Raw genomic sequence first — 26,336 nt, forward strand, 5'->3', positions numbered from 1 at the left:
TATGATGATGACCTCTGACTGGGTAATCATTTTGGATGAGGCCGAAGCGCTTTGTGAAATGATTCTTTCCTCAGAACCTGCGGTTGCGCTACATCAAGCATATGATGAAGTATATAGCGATGCACAAATTGTAGAAGCTATTTACGCATTTAATCGCATGAAAGAGCAGTACGAAGATGTACAACGTTTCGGAAAATATCATCCGGACTACCATACAATTATGAAGTCGATCCGCCAACAGAAGAGGGCGCTTGACTTAAATGAGAAAATTTCAGCTTTAAAAATTGCTGAAAACGATTTTCAGGACTTACTTGATGAAATTAGCCTTTTAATAGGTAAAACAGTTTCTGAAGCGGTAAAAGTTCCTGTTAGTAACCCATTCTTTGCATCTGGTTCATCTTGCGGAGGAGGATGTGGCTCGGGCGGTTCATGCTCTTGCTCAGCATAAAATACGATGTGTATGAAGCACATCTCTTCTAGACTGTAGATAACTCAAGGTATTAACAGAGTTTGTTTACAGTCTTTTTTCTATACAATTTATTTGGACAAAGAAGATGATGCTTGATTTTACTGGTGATCAAGATGTGGAACAAGTAAATGCATTAGCACAATAAATAAAAACGCCTGATTTGGGTGGCACAGTAACAGATGCCATATTGCATTATATAAAATAATATTTATTGAAATGGGGTAGTTCTTATGTTAAATTTCTTTTCTTATAATTGGACAGTAAGAGACGAGTGGATAGAGTGGTGCTCCCAACTTCATCATGACGAGTTATTGCAAACTCGGAATGGTGGGGTAGGTAGTATTTTACAGACATTATTTCATATTATTGAAGTGGAATATAGCTGGATTCGTGGTATTCAGGGGCGAGAGGATAAGGTACACTACTTTGAGGATTATCAAACCTTAGGGAAAGTGAAAAAGCTTTCCACAGACCTCCGACAGGAAATAAGAGAATTTTTAATAACTTATAATGAGAAGAATGACGTTGTGGTAACAGTCTCTTGGGACGAAAATGAATACAGCAAAAATGAAATTTTGCATCATATTATCGCCCATGAAATTCATCATATTGGGCAGCTTTCCGTTTGGGCAAGAGAATTAGGACGAGCACCCATACAGTCTAATTACATAGGTAGAACTTTCAAATACTGAAACAGGAAAGGGAAGGTATTTAACTAATATCCTTCCCTTCCGTGTGTTCATCATGATAAAGACTCTTGTACTTGTAATAACTCCGCAGCAATATCAGGGCGATCTGTAACAATTCCCTTTGCTCCATTATTGATTAATTTTTTCATTGTGTCGATGTCATTGATGGTCCAATAGTGAACAGGTATGTTGAGGTTATTTAAAAACTGAATAAACTTTGGTGAATCTAATGCGATAACCCCTGATTTTGGTGGGATTTGGAATACATCTACTTTCGGATGATATAAATGCCCAAATTGACTGGAGAAGGAAGCAAATGCTTTTCTCACATCTGATTCACCTGCACCAAGTGCTACTTGATTTTGAGCATATAAATTAAAGCGATCGATTTGTTCACCATAAAAGCTTGTCACAACGACACGGTGTTCGACGCCAAGCTCTTCAATTAAGCGCCAGAGTTTTGAAGGCATTAGACTTCCTTCGTATGTATCTGGAGCATCTTTAATATCGATATTGATTAGCATGTTTGGATAAGTTTCAAGTAGCTCTCGTAAGGTCACTACATTTAATTTATCCTCTCGATATGGGAAAGCACCCTCTAAATCTTCAAATTGGTAGCCATGGTTTAAGGCATTGATTTCCACCAATGTCATATCGGCAATAAGGCCGTAGCCATCAGTTGTTCGTTCAACTGTATCATCATGGAAAACAATGATTTCTTCGTCTTTCGTTAGACGAATGTCGATTTCAAAGCCATCAACACCTAACTGTGCAGCTTTTTCAAATGCGATCATTGTATGTTCAGGTGCTAAAAGTGCTCCGCCACGATGCGCAAGAATGATGGGGCGATCGAATTGTAATGCTTGTTTGCCTTCACGTTGCTGTGGTTTAGAAATGGCTTTACTGCCTGCCCAAGCTGCCGCACTTGCAGCTGCGATTGCAAGCGCAATTTTTGTTTTCTTACCCATATTCGTCCTCCTTAACAATTATCTTCATATAAAAAGTAATGGTGAATTCATTGTTCAATGATTAGTATTTACTTATAGTCACAGAGAGTACTAAAGCTAGTAACTAGTATAAGTGAATGATGATTTTTTCATGCCGCCTATTGCTGTCAACTTGTGTAACAATTGTTATGAGGGTTCAAATGTGTTGGAACAGTCCATTTGAGGCATTATCATCCTTCAGCAAGTTTATGTTTTTTTAAAACAACTGATTCATATCACTACGATGTTCAACGTAGTATGCTTTTCCATTATAACGGAAAATTGAGTGTTCTGTCAGCTAAACTCTGTTGCTATCATTTTCCGGTCTATGGTATTCTTTTATGTAAGAAATGAGGGAATCTAATATGAACGAACGACAAGGGCTAATCGTTTACGTCCATCAATTAAAACATGCGAAGTCACTTCGAAAATATGGTCATGTTCTTTATATTTCCAGGAGGCAAAAATATGTAGTGCTTTACTGTGATCGCGAGGACATTGACATGATGACAACAAAACTACAACGCCTCCCATTTGTGAAAGACGTTGTGGAGTCTTACCGTCCATTTGTAAAAACTGAATATGAAAATGCAAAACCAGATAAAGCAAAGGAATATGACTATAAAGTAGGTCTATAATCTTACGTCAATGCAGGTAGATAGTTATTTAGTCTTAATATACCGATTAAGTATTGATAAAATAGTTTTGATTCCGAAAATATAGATGAGTGCTTTATTTCTACAACAACTGCTTTTCGATTGAGTTGTTCTACTTGTGCTTCAAACATGTTTTGTCGCTTTGTTGGTTGTTCTTCATCGTATGGGATACCTTCTCGACAAATGTAAATAGGCATGAACTTACTTTCGCCAACCGGTTTGAGGGCGACAGCTAAAGAAGTCACCTTCTTATCTTCTTTTGTAGATGTTAGTATAAAGGCTTGATGAAAGCGTTCATGATTTGTTTTGATAATTTCGAGCAGCTCGTAAACATCACCATAGCCTTCACCTAATTCTATAAATTGTTGTGGCATAATAATTGCACATCCTTTCCAATACTCATAGTATCATGCTGCGGGAGGTCAAGCACATGAAATTTGCATTAAGCTTTTTTTCTATTTTAGCACTAATTATTACAGGAACATTATTTTTCCAATATCATGCTTATTCATCCGATTTAGAAACAGGCATAGGGGATTTTCATTACTCTCAGCAAATTGAGATTGTCTATCGTGAAAATAGCTTAGATATTCGTCATCATTTTAAAAATTTACCGAATCAAAAGGTAAAAATCAAATGGCCAGAAAAAGCTACAAACCTTAGTTGCTTTATTGAGAGTGAGAATAGCTGTGAGCGTTTATCAGATGAAGTCTCTTATTTTGCAAAAGGAGAAACGAAATCACAATCTGTGTCATACATAATTCCAATAGAAGGCGGCTTAAAAAATAAGATGCTCCTTCAAAATGTTTTTGCTACACTAATAAATGGTGAAGCGTCTTATTCGATTGTTTCTGTTTCCACAGATAGTAAAGTTAATGGACAATGGATTACAGGTTTACCTTTAGTAGGGCAACAGCAGCTGTCGCTTGTCAATTACACAATGTTTAGAGGGAACGGTACCGTCCAGGATCTTTATTGGCAAGCAGGTAAACTTAAAGTTCAAGAGCAAACGCCTGTACTATCTATCTATGCGCAGCAGGCAATACCTAATGATTTTCTAAAATCATTAGAAAATTTACAGTTTTTAAATGATGAGCATATCACTATTATTCAAGAGAAAAGTCCAGTAACAAATCATGATGAAAGATTGTTATTTTTACCAACACTTACTGCACAAGCTGTTGAGCAGGAAGTTGTTTTGTCACAAATCAAAACACAATTTAAATTTGTAGATTCTCCAGAATGGTTGCCAGAAGTTGTGGCATCCTATTTAGTAAACGATCCAATTGGTGGAGATAAAACTAAGAAAATCGTCAAAACTTTAAATGAATACATGACGGATAGTCAACAGCAAACTTGGCAGGAAACGTTGAAAAAGTTTGGGGATGAACCTATTTCACCTGATACAATGGACAAGTATTTATCGCAAGTATTAGATAGTAAAACTTCTTATTTTGCATTAAATGCAGCCCAGAAAGATGGCACATATCCGCTATTATTTGAGGATGCACGTGATGTTTATGTGAATGACGTATTGAAGGAAGACGTTCATGTTATTCTATATGAAGGTCAAGTGTTGTATACGGCAGATACGTTATTGCCTTATCTTGGCTACACTTCTGAGGAAGGGAAGAATGGCTTTTATGTAAATAGCGAGCATCGCACATTCCGATTCCCTAAAGAGCCTGGATTCTATGTATTCAACAAACGGAGATATTCAACCATTTCTGAACCAATCATTAAGATTGCTGATCATTATTATGTAGAAGAAGCTTGGTTACAACGTTTGTTCCTAGTTGAGCTACAAAAGAAGGAAGAGCGTATTCAAGTATTAACACAAGAACAACAATAACTTTTGCAGCGGAGGGCCATCCTTTCGCTGCAAAAATATTTTATATGGATGAAAGTACGGTGATATGCTGATATGAGAGTTGTAGCAGGAGAGCGCAAAGGAATGCCGCTAAAAGCAATAGCTGGGAATACGACAAGACCTACGACTGACAAAGTAAAGGAATCGATATTTAACATTATTGGACCGTTTTTTGATGGAGGTATCGCGCTTGATTTGTTTGCTGGAAGCGGTGGTTTGGGTATTGAATCCCTAAGTCGTGGAGCAGAGCGCGCTATTTTTATTGAAAAAGATGCAAAAGCATTCCAGGTGCTACAAGAAAATATTAAAAAATGTCGCTATGAAGAGGATACAGAGCTTTTTCGCATTGATGCAAAGCGTGCTGTGAAAGCGCTATTAAAACGTGATATTACGTTTAAACTAGTTTTTTTAGATCCACCTTATCATCAACAAGAATATTATGACTTAGTACAGATTCTCGTTGACAACGATAAAATTCAACAAGATGGTATTATTTTATGCGAACATGCGAAAGAGGTACAATTACCTCAAAATTTTGGTGAGTTCGTTTTAACAAGACAAGAAATGTATGGCGGAACAATTATTTCTGTTTATCGCTGTACAGAGGAAGAGGGAGAATAAGTTGCCTGAGAAAATTGCTGTAGTTCCTGGAAGTTTTGACCCTGTAACATTCGGCCATTTAGATATTATTAAACGTGCGGCGGATGTGTTTGATATAGTCTATGTAGCAGTATTAAACAATTCATCTAAGAATCCTTTGTTTTCTGTAGAAGAACGTATGGCTTTAATGGCTGAAGTAACAAAAACATTACCGAATGTTCGTATAGAGAGTTCTTCGGGCCTTCTTATAGACTATGCGAAGGAGAAAAAGGCAAAGGCAATTGTTCGTGGCTTACGAGCGGTTTCAGATTTTGAATATGAGATGCAAATTACTTCCATGAACCGTTTTCTAGATGAAACAATTGAAACATTTTTCATTATGACGAAAAACCAATATTCTTTCCTAAGTTCCAGCATAGTAAAAGAGGTTGCAAAATACGGTAGTGATGTTCGTGAGCTAGTTCCTGAATGTGTCGTAAAGGCTTTAAAAGATAAATATGATTTTGCGCAATAAGTTTGTAGAGGATGTCAATTTAAAGGTGACATCCTCTTTTTGGTATTTAGAGCTATCATTATTTCAGAAAAAATAGAGCATAAATAGTCGGAACAATGATTATGCTAAGGAGGCGAAATTTTATATAGGGTCTGACAGAAAGTTTTGCAGATTTTGCGATAACAAAGATTTGCAAGTGAATACTTATACTTTGCATGGTCAACAAAATCACAACTAACAACGTGATATACGGATGATCTGGAAAGGCTGTGACCGTCATTTTAAGGCCGTTTGTGACCTCAAGAATGGCTGCTATGGAAAGTTCAATCGTAGAGGGGAGTTTTGGTATTAGTTGATCTAAGCCCTGTTGGACAATGGTTTGAATCGTTGTGAAAAAGATAATGGTTGTACCAACTAACAGAATTGTTGGAGCTGTTTCTTTAATACTTTCTGAAAAAGGAGCACTATATAGTGGCGTGTTGTGTACAGAGATACTAGGTGGGTCTGTTTTGCGAAATAAAAAGTAACCAGTTACTAAGCAACAAATATTAAACATATGTAGTAAACATAAAAACAACCATCCGAACGTATTACTGTGTAGTAAATCAAGGCTTACAAAACCTAAAACGAACAGTGGACTTGGTGCATGACAAACAGCAAGTAGAAAATTTGCCTCTTTGGGGTGTAATTGACCACTATTTTTTAAATAAACAATGGTCGTTGCCCCTGTTGGATAGCCTCCAAGTGCGCTAATGATGTAGGCTTGTACGTATAATGAGGCCCTTTTCGTTTTTGTACGCATAGGGGCAGTTAAACGCAAAAGCCATTGTGTTAATACCAGATACGGCAATAAATACGGAAAAAGTGCTTCCATAAAAAGATTTACGCCTAAATCAGTACCACTATGAGCGGTTTGTGGGAATAACAAGAGTAAGAGAATTAGAATTACGCAGAGCACTATTTGAATTGTAGCAAACATGTTATCAACTCGTTTCAACTTTTTGTCATTCACATAGGCAAATGCTAAAATCAATATATGTGAGAAAGGCAAAAACAAGAACGTATGGTTTTGCAAGCGTCCTAGGAGGTGTTTTCAAGTGAAGAAAAAAATTGGTATTTATGCAGTGTTAATAGTCGTGATTTGTTTTATGATGTTATACCGACTAGACGCGTATATTATGAAACCAGGAAGTGCGTATGATGTCAGTAAATTTGTTACTGTTGATAGCAAAGAGGCAGATAGTATAGGGTCTTTGAGTTTAATGACTGTTGCGATGCAGCAAGCCACACCATTTTCGTATTTATGGGCTAAAGTTCAAAAATATCAAAAGTTAATGGATATTGAACAAGTACGTAATCCTTTAGAGGATGACGAGGAATATAATATTCGACAGTTAAAATTAATGTCTGATTCCCAATTTAATGCGAAATATGTAGCTTTCCAAAGAGCTGGACTAGAGACAAAGGTTCTTTTTAATGGTGTATTTATATTAAACGTGTTAGATGGTGGAGCATCAGATGGTATCTTAAAGGCTGGAGATGAAATTATTGAGGTTGATGGTCAAAAAATAACGAGTCAGCAAATGCTAGTAGACCTTTTAAAGCCTAAACAGCTTGGAGATAAGGTAACCATTCAATTTATACGTAATGAAGAACAACAACAGGAGACTATTACTTTACAGGAGATTCCGAATGCGCAAGAACATAGGGCAGGTCTAGGTATTTCATATACAGAAAACAAGTCAATTGAAACAAATCCAAAAGTGACAATGAAAACAGAGGATATCGGAGGTCCATCTGCTGGTTTGATGTTTACACTTGAAATATTAGATCAACTTCTTGATGAAGATTTAACGAAAGGCTATGCCATTGCGGGTACTGGTGAAATGCTAATAGATGGCTCTGTTGGTAGAATTGGCGGAATTGATTATAAGGTCATAGCTGCTGATCGTGACGACATGGAAATCTTTTTTGCACCAGATGATGAAATATCTCAAGAAATGAAAGCAAAGTATCCGGAGCTAGAATCAAATTATGCGACTGCAGTTAAAACGGCAAAAGAGATTAAAACAAAAATGAAAATCGTTCCAGTGAAAACAGTTGACGATGCCATTAGCTACTTAAAGCAACTACAACCGAAATAACATGAAAGGGATACTAGAGAGGTTCTAGCATCCCTTTTAATGCATTTAACAACGGATAGGTGGTGTTTGATAATCCTTAGGTAGTGTCAGATCTTTTGTTCCTTGTTCAACACTTAAATTGTATAGCTCTGCAGCATGAATATCGATTGCTAACATCGCATCATTAGTGGCTGCAACTCGGCTAATTAAAGGCAATTCGATATCCTTTTTTCGCTTTCCTAAATAAGCTTGACCCATAGAGCTCATACCTAGCAGCCGAATAAAAGTGGGTGCTTCAAAACTTTGTAGCTGCTCTTTTGTAAACCCTGTGTAGATGTGTGTGATCATGCGTTGAAGGCGAGTCCATGTATAACGTTTAGATTTTATTTTTTCCATAAAGCTATTGAATGAGGAACTGGTTTTGGCTGCCTTCACAATCGCGTTTTCAATTCCCTCAGTTACTTCTGCATAACGAGTAAGTTCTGAAGGGGTGTGTCTTATGATGGTGAACTGTAATAAAGGCCAAAACGCTTCCCAACTTGCAAATTGGTTATACTTATTGTGCCAGTCTGTTAAATAGTCAAAAGTTGTCTCAGGGACAACTTTTTGAACACTCTGTAAAGAACTTGTAGCTACAAGGGCCTTACGTATTCCAGTGGCACTTGCGATAGATGCGTCTTCCTTTAGTGCATCATGGTAACCTGCTGCAATCCGAGGAATTGTTAGTGGTTCGATGTTACGGTCAAGTGACTTCGCTGCTTCAAGATAATGAAAGCCAAGTATATTATTTGGTTGTGCAAGATCGATGTATGGAGCAGGGAATTTCTGAGAAAGCTGTTCGTAAGCATAATGTAAGCTTTTAGGATAGCTTGTACCTGTTTTGAGACTGTCTTTAATGAGATTGTCATATTCTGCACGGTGATTGTCAATCAGCTCAAAAGTGTTCAAAAAGGGTTGAATAGAACCATCTTCACTTCCAAAGGCAAAAGAGTCACAGCCAACAGCGCTTAGTAAGGAAATGGCTCCTTTTGCGAAATCTGTAGCAGGTGCTGTACTATAGATATAAGGTAACTCAATAACAATATCCACACCGCCAGCAAGAGCCATTTTGGTACGTGTCCATTTATCCACCATGGCAGGTTCTCCACGTTGTAAAAAGGTTCCACTCATGACGGCGATGACGATATCCGCTTGTGCTACTTTTTTAGCCTGTTTTAAATGATAAGCATGTCCGTTGTGAAAAGGATTATATTCAACAACAATTCCAACTGCTTGCATGCTTTCCCCCCTTATAATTTTTGTCTTTATTTTAAACTGTTAGGAGCAAATATACTTCTCATAGTATATAATTATAAGTGGGTTTTAAAGTGGTGACAAGAAATTATCTTGACATCTATTTTTACACATTATATAATCAACAGTGTTGTCTCGAGGTGATTAAACGAATGAAATGGTCAATTCATCAATTATCTAAATACCGCCAAAACGGGATGCCGATCGATGCCTTTGTCCAGCTGGACGAGGTGATGGAGCGAAACCAGGATATTCGAGCAATTTCGCCCGTTCATGTAAAAGGGCTATGTACTTTCGGTGCATCGCAAATGACTTGTCAGCTAACCGTGACAGCGACGTTAACACTTCCATGTGCACGCACGTGGGAAGATGTTGAGTTTCCTATCGATGTTGAGACAGTTGAAATATTCAGCTGGATTGACGAAGAAAAAAGAGGGGAAGATGACGGAGATATTCACTATCTTGATGGTGAAGTCATCGACATGAAACCAGTTCTTGAGGAGTTAGTACTTCTTGAGGTGCCTTTGCAAGTATTCAAAGAGAATACCGAAGGACAAGTGCATGGTGGTAAAAACTGGTCTTACGCAACAGATGAAGACGTGCAGCTACACAAAAAAGCTGACGAACCAAAAGTGGATCCAAGACTAGCTGATTTAGCTAAGTATTTTGATCAAACAGACGAATAGACGATCTGTAAGGAGGTGCCATCAATGGCTGTACCATTTAGAAGAACTTCTAAAACTGCAAAAAGAAAGCGTCGTACGCATTTCAAACTATCTGTACCTGGTATGGTAGCTTGCCCAAACTGTGGTGAAGCAAAATTATCACACCGTGTTTGCAAAGCTTGCGGACAATACAAAGGTAAAGAAGTAGTAAGCAAATAATACAGTGTTTGCTCACTTAAAAGGCTAGTAGAGAGACCATGGCTCTTTACTAGCCTTTTTGTTAGATATAAAAGACGGAATATTTCGTCGATTGCTTAGTTCTATACAATAGTGAAATAATTATGTGATACAATTTATTCATTGAGACAAAGGGGGGATAGGTGTGTCTTATACAATTGATAATCATGATGGCATTATGACGTTTACGATTAATCGTGAAGAGAAACGAAATGCTGTCAATGATGAGGTGATGGATGGTCTTCAAGAAGTCATCACATATATTCGTAAGCATGAAGATGTGCGTTTCTTAGTAGTGACAGGTGCTGGAGACAAATCGTTTTGCTCGGGTGGGGACTTATCTGAGTTTCATTCACTTGAAACAGAGGATGAGGCATTTGGTATGTTAAGTAAGATGGGAAAAATATTATACGATCTTGCAACACTATCTGTACCAACTATAGCGCTTATAAATGGTACTGCTGTAGGCGGAGGGTGTGAGATTGCAACAGCTTGTGATTTTCGTCTAGTGGCTAACCATGCGAAATGTGGTTTTATTCAAGGGACCTTAGCGATTACAAGTGGCTGGGGTGGCGGTACATATCTGTTCGAACGAGGCTTACGTCATGACCGTGCAATGAAGATGCTAGTGGATGCAAAGCCATATCCTGCACAATTGCTATATGAAATAGGGTGGGCAATGCGTGTTTTTGAAGGCTCGAAAGAAGCAGCATTGAATGAATTTATTGAACATATGAGAAATATCCATCCTTCCGTTCATAAAGCCTATAAGGAAATTGAACTTCGAAAATGGCGTGAACGCAATATGTTTGAACGGGTGATGGAGGAAGTTCGCACCTGTGCAAAGTTGTGGGAAAGTGAAGCGCATCACCAAGCAGTTAATAATTTCTTGACGAAGAAAAATAATAAGTAATGTATAAAGGCAGTGATGAGAGAAAAACATGATCACTGTCTTTTTTCGTGCAATGATTCTATTTTGCTCGCATCTGCATATAGTAGTAAAAAATGCGAGGGTGATAGATTATGGAATTGAAAAAAAGAAAAGATCAATGGACAAAGGAAGACGATGAAAGACTAGCAGAAATTGTCTTGCATAATGTGCAAAATGGCAAAACGCAGCTGGAAGCATTTGAAATGGCAGCTATAGAACTAGGTCGTACAAAACAAGCTTGTGGTTTCCGCTGGAATAAAACTTTGCGTGGTCAATATAGTCAGTCGCTATTAGCTGTACGAAACCAGCCACAACAATCTATGCGAAGTCACTTGAAATTGGCTTTGACAAGTTTTGACGAATTAACAGATGCTTATCAAACTCTTGAAATGAAACACCGTGAATTGCAAAATGAGCATGATAAATTAGTAAAATGGCTGCAACAAGGTTATTCATTAATGAAAGATTAAAGTCGCAATTATATAGTTATTGAACGTGAAATACATTGCTTTTCTTTCCTGGAGATAAAACCCTTTTTCTATATCGTCAATAATAAGTCTATCCTGTATAATAGAAGAACCTGCATAGAAGGTGCCTTAGATGTATTCTGAGGCACCTTATTCTTATAGCTTTATCTTTGTTCGGTAAATGTTTTTTGTACTGAAAGCGAAGTGACAGCGGCAATAATGCCATGATGTAATTGATGAGTGGAGATGGAAAGGGTGTAGACGATGAAAGTAGCGGTAATTGGTGCTGGGGCAGTAGGTCAATTAACAGCGAGTTTTTTAGCGGAGTCTGGTGTGACGGTAACATTAGTTGCAAGAAGACAGGAACAGGTGGATGAATTAAATATCAATAAGTTAACACGTGTGAATGTCGATGGAACCAAAACTGTACTAAATGTTGCTTCTACCACAAATTTGGCTACTCTACCAACGCAAAATTTACTAGTGATTACCGTTAAATATGGTCATTTGCAAAAGCTCTACAAACAATTAGCCTTAATTTCAAGTGATATTCCATTGCTTTTTATGCAAAATGGCTTAGCGCATTTTGAGGAGGCACTAAACTTACCACAAACAAATATCGCTTTTTGTTCTGTGTCTTTTGGTGCTCAATTGATAGGACAAACAATGGTTCAACATAGAGGGGTGGGACTGTGTAAAATAGCGGTAGAGCGAGGGGACCAACATATCTTTCGCAAGCTCCTACAATTACAAAATTCAATGTTTCCTATTGAAATGGTTGGAAATGCTGAGCAGATGCTTTTTGCAAAAGCGGTACTTAATAGCTTAATTAATCCGTTAACTGCTGTATTGCAAGTGAAGAACGGAGAGTTAGTGACGAATAAACAAGCGTTTTTGCTTTTGGAAAATATTTATCGAGAGCTTACTGAAGCTTTTGAAGATATTGAACACACTATATCTTTTGGTGATGTGGTAGACTTATGTAGGAAAACAGCCAAGAATACCTCATCTATGCTTGCTGATCGTCTGCAAGGTAGAAAAAGTGAAATTGAAACAATTGTTGGCGTCATTCTAAACAAAGCTTTGGTAAATGGTCATAATTTGCCTACTTTGCGTACTTTATATCACCAAGTACTTGCAATAGAGGAGAGCGGTGAACGAAGTTGAAAGACCTATTACATATAGTTATTAGTATCATCATTTTTTGTCCAATTGTTCTTTTTGTCATTGTTTATCTAGTTGGCAGAAAAGTTAAAATTCCTGGTACACATGCTTTTGGAGCAGCTTCCGATGCTACGACATTGTGCTTGTTTTTTTCTGTCCCTTTAGCCATTGGAGTATTGTGGCATGTAAATGTAGGGGCACTTTTAGTCATACTTGCGATAATGATGGCTATGATTTTTACATATATTGATTGGCGTACTAAAAAAGAAATAGAAGTGAGACCATTATTAAAGAAAATTTGGCGTTTTTTATTTTTAATACTTAGTACAGCGTATGTAGTGATTTGTATAGTGGGTGTCATTCAATCCATAGTAGAATATTTACAGGTTGTCTAAGCATTTTCTTTTCATGTTGAAGCTATAAGCGTTAAAATAATAACATTAAAAAGAGTTAGTAAAAAATCATTCCAAATAAATGGGGATATTAATTGAATTCACGTACCTTAGTATTAGATGCATAGTTCAGTAATGCTGTGATATGGGCTAAAAACATTTATCCCATTATGTGCATAGTATGAATTGGAATCAATTTCTCGTTATTAGTAAGGAAATGATTTAGTGAGTAGAGGAGTTTATGTTAAATGAAACTGGAGTCTATCCAAGTACCTATAAAAAATCATGTGCTAGCAGATTACTGGTCACCAAATACTGCCATCCGTCAGTTTTTTGAGTACGATTATAATGATCAAGCTTTCGAGGAAAGAGCGAAGTATTTAGCACAACAAGCCAGTGGCCAAAAAGAACTAACAGCAATCATTCGTCACTTTATGGAGCCGCTTGGGCTATCTGAAAAAGCGAATGAACATTTAGAACAACTAGAGCAAGGAGCTATGGTAATAGTCGGTGGACAACAAGCAGGTATCTTAACTGGTCCTCTTTACTCAGTTCATAAAGCTATTTCAGTTATAGCATTAGCGAAAGAGCAAAGTGCAAAACTTCAACAGCCTGTTGTCCCTGTTTTCTGGATAGCTGGAGAAGATCATGATTTAGAAGAAATTAATCATACTTATACAGTACACGGAGAAATACTGAAAAAGCGCGCGTATAATGAACGCTCTAGACGTAAAACAATGGCTTCTGCAACAACTCTAAATAAAGAGTCGATGACACAATTGATTAATACCGTTATTAGAGACATTGGTGAAACAGAGTTTACAGAAGAGCTGATTAAGCAATTGGTGGACGCACTAAACGATAGTGAAACATTTACGGATTTCTTTGCCCGTCTGATGAATCAATTGTTCAAAGAGGAAGGCTTGTTGTTAATCGATGCGGCCGACTTTCAATTCCGTCAATTTGAAAGCAAATTTTTTGCACAAATCATTCAGTGCAACGAAGAAATTGCTAGAGTAGTAACAGAAAAAGAAGATGAGCTTGAGCATGCTGGCTATGGTAAGCCTATTTTGGCAACATATGAAGCAGCCAACTTATTCTATATCGAGGATGGGGAACGCCACCTTTTAGAAAGAAAAAATGAGATGTTTGTTAATTTAGCGGCGAATCTCAAATTTACACAAGAAGAGCTGTTGGAAATTGCAGACAAACACCCCGAGCGTTTAAGTAATAACGTAGTGACTCGTCCGTTGATGCAGGAAATGACATTGCCTGTGCTTGCGTTTGTTGGCGGGCCAGGTGAATTGGCGTATTGGGCAACACTGAAAAATGCATTTTCAGCATTGGATTTACAAATGCCGATTTTTGCTCCTCGTCTTCATATCACCATTGTCACACGTCATGTAGAGCAATTATTACGTGAACATCAACTAACCGTTACAGATGTTTGGGAAGGGAAAGCGTTGGAGTTGAAAGAACGCTTTATTGATGATGTCCAGGATAGCGAAGCAAAACGTCAAATTCAAGCTATGCAGCAGTTGTTAACGGAAAAATACGAGGAGCTAGCATCTTATTTAGAAAAGCAGCATCTGCATTTAGATAAGATTCTTGTGAAAAATCAAGAAAATCATGCGAAACAATTTGATTACCTACAGCAAAAAATTGAAGAAAGCGTATTAAGTAAGCATGAAACCACTATCCGCAAATTTATGACACTGCAAAATGAGTTGTACCCAAATGATGGTTTCCAAGAAAGAACCTATAATCCTTACCAATATTTCAATGAGTTTGGACCTATGCTAATTGCTGAAATGCTGAAGCAAAATTATAGTATTGGTAAACACCACTATTTACTTTATTTATAAACTCGTGAATTAGATACTTTATGCCTAAGTAATAATTTGATACCATGTGGATTTGATAAATTATGTGGAAATATATAGTATAAACGGAGCTATCCTACTAAGGGTAGCTCTTTTTTTATGTCATTTAGCATATATCGAAAGAAATTCCAAAGGTCTAATTGCACATTAAGTGATAAAATGTCAAGTTTTTTTTAAAAAAAGTGGAGGAAAGTGGGGGGATGTGGTACATTATTTAATAAAGTGGGGTGAGTAGTATGTTCATGGGAGAATATCAACACTCCGTTGATGCGAAAGGGCGATTAATCGTACCGGCAAAATTTCGTGAAGCTTTAGGCGAAACGTTTGTTGTCACAAGAGGTCTCGATAACTGTCTATTTGGCTATCCTATGAATGAATGGCGAAAACTCGAAGAAAAATTAAAAGGTTTACCGATGACCAAAAAAGATACACGTGCATTTGCAAGGTTTTTCTTTTCTGGAGCAACAGAGGTAGAAATAGACAAGCAGGGGCGCATTAATATCCCAACTACTCTTATGCAACATGCACATCTGATAAAGGAATGTGTGGTGCTAGGCGTTTCAAATCGAATTGAGATTTGGGCTAAGGATGCTTGGGAAGCTTACTTCAGTGAGTCTGAACAATCTTTTAATGAAATTGCAGAAAATATGATTGGCTTTGATTTTTAACTTTTAATAGGCATTACAATGCAATAGTTGAATGAGGTTAGAGCCTGAAAGGAGCGTGTGGTATGTTCGATCATACAACCGTGTTATTAAAAGAAACTGTTGATGGGTTGAACATCGATCCTGATGGTGTTTATGTGGACTGTACACTAGGTGGTGCAGGGCATAGTGAATATTTAGTACAACAATTATCAAACAAAGGCCGTTTAATTTGCTTTGACCAAGATATGACGGCTATCGAAAATGCGAAAATTCGATTAGCGCCCTATATTGAGCGTGTCACATTTATCCATTCGAATTTCCGTTATTTAAAAGAAGAGCTATTGGCTCATGGTATCGAGCAGGTTGATGGCATTTTATATGACTTAGGCGTATCTTCCCCACAATTAGATACACCTGAACGAGGCTTTAGCTATCACCATGATGCACCACTTGATATGCGTATGGATCAAACGGCGACACTTACAGCATTTGATGTTGTCAATAAATGGGCATACGAAGATCTTGTTCGTATATTTTTCCGTTACGGTGAAGAAAAGTTTTCAAAGCAAGTTGCTCGTAAAATTGAAGAAGCACGTAAATTAGCATCGATTGAAACAACTGGTCAACTTGTAGAACTAATTAAAGAGGGTATTCCAGCAGCGGCACGTCGAAAAGGCGGACATCCGGCAAAGCGCATTTTCCAAGCAATACGAATTGCTGTCAACGATGAGTTAGGCGCAGCAGAGGATTCATTAGTCGATGCAATTGATATGATTAACGTAGGGGGGCGCATTAGTGTCATTACGTTCCATTCATTGGAGGACCGCCTATGCAAGACAATCTTTAAGGAAGCGTCATCATTACCAGAATTACCACCAAATTTACCTGTAATTCCTGATGACATGAAGCCAACTTTAAAGCTTATTTCTCGAAAGCCAATTATTCCTTCTGATGAAGAATTGGCAGTCAATAATCGTGCGCGTTCAGCAAAGCTTAGAGTGGTGGAGAAAATTAACGACAAAGGGCGTGAGTAAATGGCAGCAGTTCGTGTAAGGCAACAGCACCAACATCAACAAGTGCAACAACCGACAACACCACCTAGTCCACAACCCACTATCATACGTCGTAAAAAAACGAACCAGAAATTTGAAAAGACAATGCTAATTGTTTTTATTGGCATTATTGCTGTATTAGGAGTACTAGTGCTAAATAAACAAGCAGCTATTCAAACAACGAGTATGGACATTCAAAAAATCGAATCAGAAACAGAAGAGATTGCGAAACAGAATGTTGACTTAACGGTTCGTGTAAGTGAACTTTCTACATACGAAAACATATGGAAAAAAGCCAAAGAACTCGGTTTAACTCAAAATGAGAAAAATGTAAAGGTAGTGCCGGGAGAATGAAAAAAAAGAGATTTCGATTCCAATGGGGAGCCTTTCTATTATTAATTTTTTATGGAGGGCTCTTTTTTCTATTATTCACAAGAATGTTGACGATTCAGGTAACAGGCGAAGCAGAAGGACAAGAGCTTGCAGCCAGAGCAGCAGCCAAGTATGGTAAGGAAAGTGTTATTACAGCAAATCGTGGGAAGATTTATGATCGAACTGGTCAAGTTATTGCGGAAGATACATTAAGTTATCGCATGATTGCTATCGTAAGTGAAGCGGCTACAACAAATCCAAAGAAGCCAAGACATGTTATAGATGCCGAAAAAACAGCAAAAGTTCTTGCTGAAAATATACCAGCCTTGAAGGAAGAAGATATCCTTAAGAAATTGAATAACCGATATAGAAGTGACGGTGAACCTTTATACCAAGTTGAGTTTGGGAGCGCAGGCCGTGGCATTAGTCACGAGGTCATGAGTAAAATAAAGGAAGAAAAATTGCCTGGAATCCTATTTATTAGTGATTTAAAGCGTTATTATCCAAATGGTGTATTTGCCTCTCATCTAATAGGTTATGCACTGAAAAAGGACAATGATGATGGAACGGTTACAACAAAAGGAGAGATGGGCCTAGAATATACGTATGATAAAGAATTGACAGGTGTCAACGGTAAAGTTGAATATGAGACGGACGCATATCATTACTTACTGCCGAACAGCGAGAAAATGATAACGCCTGCTAAAAATGGGGATGACATTTATTTAACGCTCGATAAAACAATTCAAAGCTTTTTAGAGGAAAAGATGACAGAGGTTGAAAAGGAATATAATCCTGAATCCATGACAGCGGTCGTAGCGGACCCAAAAACAGGAAAAATTTTAGCGATGTCTCAGCGTCCAACGTTTAATCCAGAAACACGTGATAACCAAAACATGAAATGGCTGAACGAGGTAATTGAAGAAACGATTGAGCCAGGTTCAACGATGAAAATATTCACGCTTGCGTCAGCTATTGATACAAATACATGGGCACCAAATGAGAAATTCCAATCGGGTTCTTATACAGTACATGACCGAACAATTCGAGACCATAATCAAGTCGGCTGGGGACGTATTAGCTATTTGCAAGGTTTCCAACGATCTTCGAACACAGCAATGGCAAATCTATTAAAATTGATTGGCGATGATGTCTTCATTGAATATTTAGATCGATTCGGCTTTGGTCACAAAACAGGCATTGATTTACCGAATGAAGCAAAAGGTACAATATTATCTAAGTATCCAATCCAACGAGTGACAACAACTTATGGACAAGGATCAACCGTAACACCTATCCAAATGATCCAAGCGATGACTGCTATTGCGAATGAAGGTAAGATGATGCAGCCATATGTTATCGACCGTATTGTCGATTCCTCAACGGGTAAAGTTATTCAAAATCATGAACCAGTTGAAAAAGGACAACCAATTAAAGCTGATACAGCGAAACAAGTACGAGAAATCCTTGCCTCCACATTAACATCAGAATTTGGTACGGCGAAGGATTTCGTCCTGGAGGATTACGAGGTTGCAGGAAAAACAGGGACAGCGCAAATTCCAAGAGCAGATGGTACTTATTCTTGGGGTGCTAACCAATTCCTATATTCATTTTTAGGAATGGCTCCTGTTGATGATCCACAGTTAATCATGTATGTCTCAGTGAAAAAACCTAAGTTAAACAATGAGCTTGGATCTGTGCCAGTGTCAAAAGTATTTAATCCAGTTATGTTAAATAGCTTAAAGCACCTTAATATTAATCCGGATGATGTACAGCATGTGAATAATATAAGCATTCAGGACTATACAGGTCAAAATGCTGAGGCGATTCAAGTAGAGTTAACGAATGACGGATTACAACCAATCGTTGTTGGCGGTGGTGGTAAAATTATTGATCAATATCCAAAAGACACAAAAAAACTAGTAAAAGGTAGTTTAGTATTTTTAAAGACGGATGGTGATATTACATTACCCGACTTCACGAATTGGTCATTACGAAATTTACTAGTGTTCAAATCCATGACAGGGCTAGAGATGGAAATATTCGGTGAAGGTTTTGTGGCGAGTCAAAGTGTATCAGTAGGAACGGTTATCACTGATAGTTCACCGATTGTTGTCAAGCTCAAAACGCCTGCGGAAAGTTTTGTACAAGACGTTGAAGCTGCCTCGGAGGGTGAAATAGAACAAGTAGAGGATGAATAATACTGAATAGAAGTCCACTTTATTTCATACGTTGTAAAAAACAAGGTGTGATGTCGAATGAAGTGGATTTCTATCCATTCTAAAAAACGTTTACGTATTTTATATGTGTTGTTTATGTGTGTAGCAGTGGCGATTATTGTTAGGCTGTTCTTTTTGCAAGTATTGGATCAAAGAGAACTGACAACGAAGGCTGAAGAGAATTGGGACCGAGAAATTCCGTTTGCGAATGAGCGGGGGCACATTACGGATCGAGATGGTGAAAGCATTGTAACTAATAAGTTAGCACCAACTTTATATTTCATGCCCTCACAAAGTAATGATATCGAAGGAGCTGCCGAAAAAATTGCGCAAGTTCTGGAAGTAGATAAAGGGAAACTATTAGAAAAAATGAAGAAAAAAGCTTATTTGGTAAAGCTAGCGCCTGAAGGGAAAAACATCCCTTATGAGAAAGCGGTAGAATTACAAGGTATGCAAATTGAAGGGTTATATAGTGGTGTTGACTATTCTAGGGATTATCCTTATGGCACAATGTTATCTCGATTTTTAGGCTTTACTGGCTATGATGCACAAGGCTTAGCTGGAATTGAATATGAATATGATAAATTTTTGCAGGCTAATTCTTCTGCTATCCGTCTATTTACAGATGCAAAAGGTAATAATTTACCAAATGTTTCAAGTGCTTGGAAAGCAGGCGAGGATGGCGCAACAATTGAGCTAACAATCGATGTCGATGTGCAACAGGTCGTTGAGCGCGAATTGTCACAAGCCATGAAACGCTATGAAGCTGACCAAGCATTGGCCATTGCGATGAATCCAAATAATGGTGAAATTTTGGCATTATCTTCCTATCCGACTTTCAATCCAGCTGAATATCAATTAGTGGAGCCTGCAATCTACAATCGAAATTTACCTGTATGGATGACGTATGAGCCAGGTTCGACCTTTAAAATTATTACGCTTAGTGCGGCCTTGGAAGAAAATTTAGTGGATTTAGAGCACGAAACTTTTTACGATCCAGGTTATACGATGGTTGCTGGAGCAAAACTTCGATGCTGGAAACGTGAAGGACATGGGCATGAAACGTTTTTAGAGGTAGTTGAAAACTCCTGTAACCCAGGCTTTATAGAATTAGGGCAACGACTAGGTAATGAGCGGTTGTTGCAGTATATTAAAGATTTTGGCTTTGGTCAAAAAACAGGTTCTAATATTGCTGGTGAAGCTTCAGGGATTTTATTTTCTAAGGAAGCTTTTGGACCAGTAGAGCAGGCCACAACCTCATTTGGCCAAGGAGTAGCTGTGACGCCAATTCAACAAGTTCAAGCGGTAGCTGCTGCTATCAATGGAGGCAAGCTGTATACGCCATATGTTGTGAAGAAGGTATTTAACCCGAATACAGGGGAAGTTATACAAGAGACTGAACCGGTTGTAAAAAACCAAGTAATTCGTGAGGAAACTTCAGCTAAAGTTCGAGGTGCTTTGGAATCAGTTGTGGCGAATGGTTCAGGTCGACAAGCCTTTAGAGATGGTTTACGAATTGGCGGTAAAACAGGAACAGCACAAAAAGTGGAAAATGGTCGTTATAAAAGTGGAGAATATATCGTATCTTTTATTGGCTTTGCACCAGCGGATAATCCGCAAATTGTTGTCTATGTGGCAGTAGACAATCCGAAAAAGACGACACAGTTTGGTGGCGTTGTAGCAGCACCTATTGTTGGGCAAATTATTGAGGATGTTGCACCTTTTGTAGGTATTGAAAAATCGAAGGAACAGCTTGAAAAGGATTATCGTTATGGTGATCCAATTACTGTGAAGGTACCGAATTTTATTGGTCAAACGAAGGATGATATTGCCAAGCAATTTTATCCATTCCGAATAGAATGGCATGGTGAAGGGACTAAAATTGGTAACCAATTACCTGAAGTGGATAGTGTTATCAAACAAGATGGTACCATTCATTTATATTTGGAGAACTAAAATAACTTTACCTTTAAAAAATGGGAAAGAACCACTATTATTATGAAGGGTAGTAATAAATAAATGAAAGTTTATGCTTTTTTCTTAAAGAAGAAAGTGAAACAAGATTTAAAGGAGATTTTTCAATGAAACTCGCAACAACACTTACCATTTTAGCTCTTGCTTTTATAGTAACAGTTATCCTGGCACCAATTAGCATTCCACTTCTTCGTCGTCTAAAGTTTGGGCAAAGTATTCGTGAAGAGGGACCAAAATCACATATGAAAAAAGCTGGTACGCCAACAATGGGAGGTATCATTTTCTTAATTTCTATCCTCCTGACAACTGTTGGTGTAGGTAGCTTTTTAGATTTATTAACAACACAAACAGTAGTACTTTTATTAGTATTAGCAGGGTTTGGTTTAATAGGCTTGTTGGATGATGGTTTAAAAGTTGTATTTAAAAGAAATTTAGGGTTAACCTCTCTTCAAAAGTTGATTGGTCAAATTGTTATTGCTATTCTTGCTTACTTCTTACTGCATGTAGGTTCGTTTGATACAACGCTCGCAATTCCATTTACAGAGTGGACAATTGATCTTGGGGTATTTTATGTAGCCTTTTTAATTTTCTGGTTAGTGGGCTTCTCCAATGCGGTAAATTTAACAGATGGATTAGACGGACTAGTGGCAGGTACTGCTTCAATAGCTTTTGCGGCATTTGGTGTTATTGCGCTATTCCAAAGTCAAGCAGATATTGCACTATTTACATTTGCTGTAACAGGTGCTCTATTAGGGTTTTTACTCTTTAATGCCAATCCTGCAAAGGTATTTATGGGGGATACGGGTTCATTAGCATTAGGTGGAGCATTAGCTATGGTATCTGTGTTAGTAAAAGAAGAGTTCTTGCTTTTACTAGTTGGCTTGGTGTTTGTAATCGAAACATTATCCGTTATTTTACAGGTAGGTAGCTTTAAGCTTCGTAAAAAGCGTATTTTTAAAATGAGTCCTATCCATCATCATTTTGAATTATCAGGTTGGTCAGAATGGAAAGTTGTGCTTGTCTTCTGGTCAACTGCCCTAGCAGTAGCATTGATTGCAGTCTTATCGGAGGCGTTCTAATGAAAAACTATACAGAATTACAACATAAAAAAGTACTTGTGTTAGGTCTAGCAAAAAGTGGTGTGGCAGCTGCTGAAATTTTACATGAGCTTGGCGCCTTTGTTACAGTCAATGACTCTAAACCATTTGATGAAAGCCCAGATGCACAAGGGTTATTACAAAAGGGGATTACCGTGATTTGTGGTCGCCATCCCGAAGATTTACTTGATGAGGGCTTTGAACTAGTAGTCAAAAATCCTGGGATTCCTTATAGCAATCGAATTGTGGCAGATGCCATTAGTCGTGAGATTCCTGTCTGGACAGAGATTGAGCTTGCTTATTTAATTAGCGAAGCACCATTCATTGGTATTACTGGATCAAATGGTAAAACAACGACGACTACTTTAATATTTGACATGTTAAACAACGGAAGTAAAAATCCATTGATTGCTGGGAATATTGGAACAGTTGCTTGTGGTGTCGCAAAAGATGCCACTATAGATGACATTATTGTAACGGAATTGTCTTCGTTCCAATTGATGGGGACAAAAACATATAAACCTAAAATCGCTATTTTAACAAATCTTTATGATGCACATCTTGACTATCATGGAACTTTTAACAATTATGCAGAAGCTAAATTTGGTGTTACTCGTAATCAAGATGACAGCGATTATTTTATTTATAATGCTGACCAGCCAATTGTGGTTGGATATGCGGCACAATCAAATGCTCAAAAAGTTCCATTCAGTTCAAAGGGACGTACTGCAAACGGCATCAGTGCAGATGATACAACAATTTATTGGCAAGGTGAACCGTATATGGATCGGGCCAATATTGCATTGCCTGGTAAGCATAATTTAGAAAATATTTTAGCAGCAGTAGCAGCTTGTATTTTAGTTGGCTGTGATAAAGGGAAAATGGAAGAGGTTTTAGCGACTTTTGGTGGAGTTCGACACCGTACTCAATTCGTACGTGAATGGAATGGAAGAAAGATTTACAATGACTCGAAGGCAACAAATTGCTTAGCGACAAAGAGTGCTTTAGATGCTTTCCAAGCACCTATTATTTTACTCGCAGGTGGCTTAGATCGAGGACATTCTTTTGAAGAACTTCGCCCTTGCATGAATCATGTAAAAGGTGTTGTTGCATTTGGAGAAACTGGCTTACGCTTTGTAGAATTTGCAAAATCGTGTGGTGTCCAAAAAACAGTCATTGCTCAAAATGTAGAAGACGCTGTACACTATGCAGCACCGATGTCTGCAGAAGGAGATATTATTTTATTATCTCCAGCATGTGCAAGTTGGGATCAATATGACAGCTTTGAAATACGCGGAGATGTTTTTATTGATGCTGTAATGAAGCTGTAATGAGCCTGTAACTATTTTAGAATATACTTGACTTGGAAGGATGGCATTACTGAGAGGTAAAGAAAGCTACTTATTGCTCGTCACAACTTTGATGCTATCAATAATCGGCATTATTTTCGTCTATTCTGCAGGTACCTATTGGAGTGCTGTTCATTATAGTGGAAAAATGCCGTTTTATATGAAGCAAAGCGTATACTTTGTGGTAGCCATTGTCGTGTTTTTAATCACGATTCGATTAAATATTTTGAGAGAGCAGTCCTTTTGGAAAATGGCCTATATATTTTCGTTAGTTTTACTCGTTCTCGTATTGATTCCAGGTATTGGTCTTGTGCGAAATGGTTCTCAAAGCTGGATTGGTTTAGGTCCATTAACAATTCAGCCAGCGGAACTAACGAAAATTACAGTCATTGTGTACTTGAGCCATATATTAGCGCAACATAAGACAGGCACACCGGTTGTTAATTGGCGTCACGGGTTCATCCTGCTATTACCTGTTGCTCTTATCATGTTGCAGCCAGATTTTGGCTCGGTATTTATTCTTGTTGTATCTGTGTTTTTATTATTTTTTGTCGCGGGCTATCCTTTAAAACTTTATGCCATGATTATGTTTGCTGGTGTTGCTGGATTGGCAGGACTCATTGCGACAGCCCCATATCGTCTAAAGCGTATAGAAGCATTTCTTGATCCATGGGCCGATCCCTTGGTGAGTGGATTCCAAGCGGTGCAATCCTTAATGGCAATAGGTCCAGCAGGGATATTTGGTCATGGTTTTGGACAAAGCCGTCAAAAGTTTTTGTACTTACCAGAACCTCAAAATGATTTTATTTACGCCATTATTTTAGAAGAAGTCGGATTGATTGGTGGTCTCGCTATTTTAGCGCTTTTTGTACTGACAATTTATGCAGGTTATAAATTTGCTGTACAGGCTAAAAATCGAACATCCTATTATGCGATTATAGGGCTTGTCACGATGCTAATGGTGCAAGCATTTCTTAATATAGCTGTAGTTATAGGTTTAGTGCCAGTAACGGGTGTTACACTACCCTTCATTAGCTACGGAGGAACATCTTTAGTAACAATGTGGTTAATAATAGGTATTATTTATCAATTAGCGAAATAAATATAAAGGAGGAGTACTTTTATGGAGAAAGTAATTGATATAGAAGATCGCATACCTACGCTAAAAAAGCGACGAAAAAAGCGTACAAATCGGAAATTTATAGTGCTAATATTACTTTTCTTTATTGTGTTAGCAGTACTCCTTTATTTTCAATCTCCATACAGTAAAATCGATAGCATAACGGTCAATGGTGCTAAGCTTTCCAATGATCAATATTATTTGGAGGCAAGTACTCTTACATCAGGGAAGTCAATGTGGGGTTTTAAAGTAGAAGATATTGAGAAGATTTTATTAAAGGATAAATGGGTAAAAGAAGCGCATGTTAAACGTAACTGGCTGCAAGGTGTAACGATTGATATTAAAGAATGGAAAAAAGTTGCCTATTTAGCTGGGGACGGCACCTATTATCCATTATTAGAAAACGGCAAACGCTTTGAACAAGCGGGAAATGATACGCCAATTGATGCACCTGTTTTTATTGGTATAACTGGAGAAAAAACAATTAATAAGCTTGTTGAACAGTTAGCGCAATTAAAGCCAGAAGTATTAGCTTTAATTTCTCAGGTTAACACAAATAGTAATGATGCCAATCCGAATGCAGTAAAGCTTTATATGAATGATGGCTATGAAGTACGTGCTGTCATTCAGACGCTAGCGGAAAAGTTAAATTATTACCCCTCAATAGTAGCGCAAATTGCCAACTTAGAAAAAGGTGTGATCGATTTAGAGGTTGGTTCATATTATCGTCCTTTTAACGAGGAGTACAACAAGATAAGTATTGACATGGAAGCGAATGCAGATGGGGAAATGGTTAACCAGGAAGTGACAGAAGATGAACAACAAGAAGACGAATAGCAAAGGGAGTTTTATTACTAGAAAACAATTTGAATTACTAATTGTTTGTATAACAACAGGGTTTATTATTGGCTATTCATACAACCAAGCGAAAGATAATCGGGAAGCAGGTACTATTGATTCAGAGCTTTTTGAGCAAGAAGATTCCTATCGTGAAGAATTAATCACACAACAAGAACGCAATAAAGAGCTCTCAGATGAACTAAATAATTTACAAGAACAGATCCGAAAGTACGAAAAATCGTTTGCCTCAAACGAGAAGGACTATAAGAAGCTTGTTGAACATGCAGAGGATTTACGGCTATTACTTGGAGAGCTGAAGAGTGAGGGAAAAGGAATACGTGTGACTCTTCAAGATGGAGATTATGACCCGAAATCATTGAATCCAAATGACTATATCGTCCATGAAAGTCATGTTTTTAAATTGCTGAATGAACTAAAAATTTCAGGTGCTCAAGCCATTGCCATCAATGGGCAACGAGTTATGGCCAATTCCTATATTCGTTGTAATGGTCCAGTAATAACAATTGATGGTACACAGCACCCTGCTCCTTTTGTGATAGAAGCTGTAGGTGATTCAGAAACGTTAATGGCTTCTTTAAATTTAAATGGTGGTGTAGTGGATCAGTTATTAAATGACAATATTGTTGTGTCATTAGAAGAAAATCAAAAACTTTCAATGCCAAAAGTAAAAATAGAAAGTTAAGGACAAGTTCTATATTTCATGTTTAAAGTCTAGTTTATCCCCCAG

28 protein-coding genes are annotated in these 26,336 nt (G+C 37.7%); 24 read left to right on the top strand and 4 right to left on the bottom strand.

Annotated features, from left to right (window positions below; genetic code table 11):
- Window position 1: 1 nt before the first annotated feature.
- Both GJU32_RS01120 and GJU32_RS01125 read left to right on the top strand, forming a co-directional pair.
- On the top strand, window positions 2-448 hold the full coding sequence (locus tag GJU32_RS01120; RefSeq protein ID WP_155590116.1) for a YlbF/YmcA family competence regulator: 447 nt from the start codon (window positions 2-4) through the stop codon (window positions 446-448).
- Window positions 449-699: 251 nt separating this feature from the next.
- On the top strand, window positions 700-1,161 hold the full coding sequence (locus tag GJU32_RS01125; protein ID WP_155590117.1) for a DinB family protein: 462 nt from the start codon (window positions 700-702) through the stop codon (window positions 1,159-1,161).
- A gap of 50 nt (window positions 1,162-1,211) precedes the next feature.
- On the opposite strand, the gene GJU32_RS01130 is transcribed toward GJU32_RS01125, so the two are convergent.
- The gene (locus tag GJU32_RS01130; protein WP_155590118.1) at window positions 1,212-2,126 is read right to left on the bottom strand and encodes a glycerophosphodiester phosphodiesterase family protein; all 915 of its coding nucleotides are present in this window, start codon (window positions 2,124-2,126) and stop codon (window positions 1,212-1,214) included.
- 383 nt (window positions 2,127-2,509) lie between these two features.
- On the opposite strand from GJU32_RS01130, the gene GJU32_RS01135 reads away from it, so the two are divergent.
- Window positions 2,510-2,782 carry a YlbG family protein gene (locus tag GJU32_RS01135; RefSeq protein WP_054611705.1) on the top strand — a complete coding sequence of 91 codons (273 nt, stop codon included), beginning with the start codon at window positions 2,510-2,512 and terminating at the stop codon, window positions 2,780-2,782.
- Between the two features lie 2 nt (window positions 2,783-2,784).
- On the opposite strand, the gene GJU32_RS01140 is transcribed toward GJU32_RS01135, so the two are convergent.
- A complete protein-coding gene (locus GJU32_RS01140) occupies window positions 2,785-3,174 on the bottom strand; it encodes a DUF7147 family protein (protein ID WP_155590119.1) in 390 nt (129 codons plus the stop codon).
- A 56-nt stretch (window positions 3,175-3,230) separates the two neighbouring features.
- Here GJU32_RS01140 and GJU32_RS01145 point away from each other — a divergent pair, with 56 nt between their 5' ends.
- From GJU32_RS01145 to coaD, 3 genes are all read left to right on the top strand, one after another.
- Window positions 3,231-4,652 carry an RNA polymerase II gene (locus GJU32_RS01145; protein WP_155590120.1) on the top strand — a complete coding sequence of 474 codons (1,422 nt, stop codon included), beginning with the start codon at window positions 3,231-3,233 and terminating at the stop codon, window positions 4,650-4,652.
- 72 nt (window positions 4,653-4,724) lie between these two features.
- On the top strand, window positions 4,725-5,291 hold the full coding sequence (gene rsmD / locus GJU32_RS01150; RefSeq protein WP_155590121.1) for a 16S rRNA (guanine(966)-N(2))-methyltransferase RsmD: 567 nt from the start codon (window positions 4,725-4,727) through the stop codon (window positions 5,289-5,291).
- Window position 5,292: 1 nt separating this feature from the next.
- Window positions 5,293-5,784: a pantetheine-phosphate adenylyltransferase gene (gene coaD, locus GJU32_RS01155; protein WP_155590122.1), complete on the top strand. Its 492-nt coding sequence runs from the start codon at window positions 5,293-5,295 to the stop codon at window positions 5,782-5,784.
- Between the two features lie 58 nt (window positions 5,785-5,842).
- Here coaD and GJU32_RS01160 read toward each other — a convergent pair whose 3' ends face one another.
- Entirely contained in the window at window positions 5,843-6,742 is a 900-nt protein-coding gene (locus GJU32_RS01160) for a hypothetical protein (protein WP_230874891.1), read from the bottom strand.
- Window positions 6,743-6,860: 118 nt separating this feature from the next.
- Between GJU32_RS01160 and GJU32_RS01165 the strand changes: the two genes are divergently transcribed.
- On the top strand, window positions 6,861-7,907 hold the full coding sequence (locus tag GJU32_RS01165) for a SepM family pheromone-processing serine protease (protein ID WP_155590123.1): 1,047 nt from the start codon (window positions 6,861-6,863) through the stop codon (window positions 7,905-7,907).
- A 45-nt stretch (window positions 7,908-7,952) separates the two neighbouring features.
- Here the strand turns inward: GJU32_RS01165 and GJU32_RS01170 are convergent, their stop codons facing one another.
- Window positions 7,953-9,164 carry a nucleotidyltransferase gene (locus GJU32_RS01170; RefSeq protein WP_155590124.1) on the bottom strand — a complete coding sequence of 404 codons (1,212 nt, stop codon included), beginning with the start codon at window positions 9,162-9,164 and terminating at the stop codon, window positions 7,953-7,955.
- Between the two features lie 167 nt (window positions 9,165-9,331).
- Here GJU32_RS01170 and GJU32_RS01175 point away from each other — a divergent pair, with 167 nt between their 5' ends.
- From GJU32_RS01175 to GJU32_RS01255, 17 genes are all read left to right on the top strand, one after another.
- On the top strand, window positions 9,332-9,865 hold the full coding sequence (locus GJU32_RS01175; protein WP_155590125.1) for a YceD family protein: 534 nt from the start codon (window positions 9,332-9,334) through the stop codon (window positions 9,863-9,865).
- Between the two features lie 24 nt (window positions 9,866-9,889).
- A complete protein-coding gene (gene rpmF / locus GJU32_RS01180; RefSeq protein WP_010858320.1) occupies window positions 9,890-10,063 on the top strand; it encodes a 50S ribosomal protein L32 in 174 nt (57 codons plus the stop codon).
- Window positions 10,064-10,226: 163 nt separating this feature from the next.
- Window positions 10,227-10,994: an enoyl-CoA hydratase/isomerase family protein gene (locus tag GJU32_RS01185; RefSeq protein ID WP_155590126.1), complete on the top strand. Its 768-nt coding sequence runs from the start codon at window positions 10,227-10,229 to the stop codon at window positions 10,992-10,994.
- A 110-nt stretch (window positions 10,995-11,104) separates the two neighbouring features.
- Window positions 11,105-11,482, top strand: a complete 378-nt coding sequence (locus GJU32_RS01190) for a transcriptional regulator (RefSeq protein WP_155590127.1) — start codon at window positions 11,105-11,107, stop codon at window positions 11,480-11,482.
- 261 nt (window positions 11,483-11,743) lie between these two features.
- Entirely contained in the window at window positions 11,744-12,646 is a 903-nt protein-coding gene (locus GJU32_RS01195; RefSeq protein WP_155590128.1) for a ketopantoate reductase family protein, read from the top strand.
- Window positions 12,643-13,038: a DUF3397 domain-containing protein gene (locus GJU32_RS01200; protein ID WP_155590129.1), complete on the top strand. Its 396-nt coding sequence runs from the start codon at window positions 12,643-12,645 to the stop codon at window positions 13,036-13,038. The genes GJU32_RS01195 and GJU32_RS01200 overlap by 4 nt, the downstream gene beginning before the upstream one ends.
- A 245-nt stretch (window positions 13,039-13,283) precedes the next feature.
- Complete coding sequence (gene bshC / locus GJU32_RS01205) at window positions 13,284-14,900, top strand: bacillithiol biosynthesis cysteine-adding enzyme BshC (protein ID WP_155590130.1); 1,617 nt, start codon at window positions 13,284-13,286, stop codon at window positions 14,898-14,900.
- Window positions 14,901-15,154: 254 nt separating this feature from the next.
- Window positions 15,155-15,586: a division/cell wall cluster transcriptional repressor MraZ gene (gene mraZ / locus GJU32_RS01210; RefSeq protein WP_155590131.1), complete on the top strand. Its 432-nt coding sequence runs from the start codon at window positions 15,155-15,157 to the stop codon at window positions 15,584-15,586.
- Between the two features lie 62 nt (window positions 15,587-15,648).
- On the top strand, window positions 15,649-16,599 hold the full coding sequence (gene rsmH, locus GJU32_RS01215; protein ID WP_155590132.1) for a 16S rRNA (cytosine(1402)-N(4))-methyltransferase RsmH: 951 nt from the start codon (window positions 15,649-15,651) through the stop codon (window positions 16,597-16,599).
- On the top strand, window positions 16,600-16,971 hold the full coding sequence (gene ftsL, locus GJU32_RS01220) for a cell division protein FtsL (RefSeq protein ID WP_155590133.1): 372 nt from the start codon (window positions 16,600-16,602) through the stop codon (window positions 16,969-16,971).
- Window positions 16,968-19,190 (top strand): penicillin-binding protein, encoded by a 2,223-nt coding sequence (locus GJU32_RS01225; protein ID WP_155590134.1) that lies wholly within the window; start codon window positions 16,968-16,970, stop codon window positions 19,188-19,190. The genes ftsL and GJU32_RS01225 overlap by 4 nt, the downstream gene beginning before the upstream one ends.
- 57 nt (window positions 19,191-19,247) lie before the next feature.
- On the top strand, window positions 19,248-21,164 hold the full coding sequence (locus tag GJU32_RS01230) for a stage V sporulation protein D (RefSeq protein WP_155590135.1): 1,917 nt from the start codon (window positions 19,248-19,250) through the stop codon (window positions 21,162-21,164).
- A 125-nt stretch (window positions 21,165-21,289) separates the two neighbouring features.
- A complete protein-coding gene (gene mraY, locus GJU32_RS01235) occupies window positions 21,290-22,261 on the top strand; it encodes a phospho-N-acetylmuramoyl-pentapeptide-transferase (protein ID WP_155590136.1) in 972 nt (323 codons plus the stop codon).
- Window positions 22,261-23,610: a UDP-N-acetylmuramoyl-L-alanine--D-glutamate ligase gene (gene murD, locus GJU32_RS01240; protein WP_155590137.1), complete on the top strand. Its 1,350-nt coding sequence runs from the start codon at window positions 22,261-22,263 to the stop codon at window positions 23,608-23,610. The genes mraY and murD overlap by 1 nt, the downstream gene beginning before the upstream one ends.
- Before the next feature lie 40 nt (window positions 23,611-23,650).
- Window positions 23,651-24,730, top strand: a complete 1,080-nt coding sequence (gene ftsW / locus GJU32_RS01245) for a putative lipid II flippase FtsW (RefSeq protein ID WP_155590138.1) — start codon at window positions 23,651-23,653, stop codon at window positions 24,728-24,730.
- 21 nt (window positions 24,731-24,751) lie between these two features.
- Window positions 24,752-25,585 (top strand): cell division protein FtsQ/DivIB, encoded by an 834-nt coding sequence (locus GJU32_RS01250; RefSeq protein WP_155590139.1) that lies wholly within the window; start codon window positions 24,752-24,754, stop codon window positions 25,583-25,585.
- The gene (locus tag GJU32_RS01255) at window positions 25,563-26,291 is read left to right on the top strand and encodes a DUF881 domain-containing protein (RefSeq protein WP_155590140.1); all 729 of its coding nucleotides are present in this window, start codon (window positions 25,563-25,565) and stop codon (window positions 26,289-26,291) included. The genes GJU32_RS01250 and GJU32_RS01255 overlap by 23 nt, the downstream gene beginning before the upstream one ends.
- Window positions 26,292-26,336 lie beyond the last annotated feature (45 nt).

The sequence above is a fragment of the Lysinibacillus cavernae genome, assembly GCF_009724685.1.
In the GTDB taxonomy this organism is placed as follows: Bacteria; Bacillota; Bacilli; order Bacillales_A; family Planococcaceae; genus Lysinibacillus; species Lysinibacillus cavernae.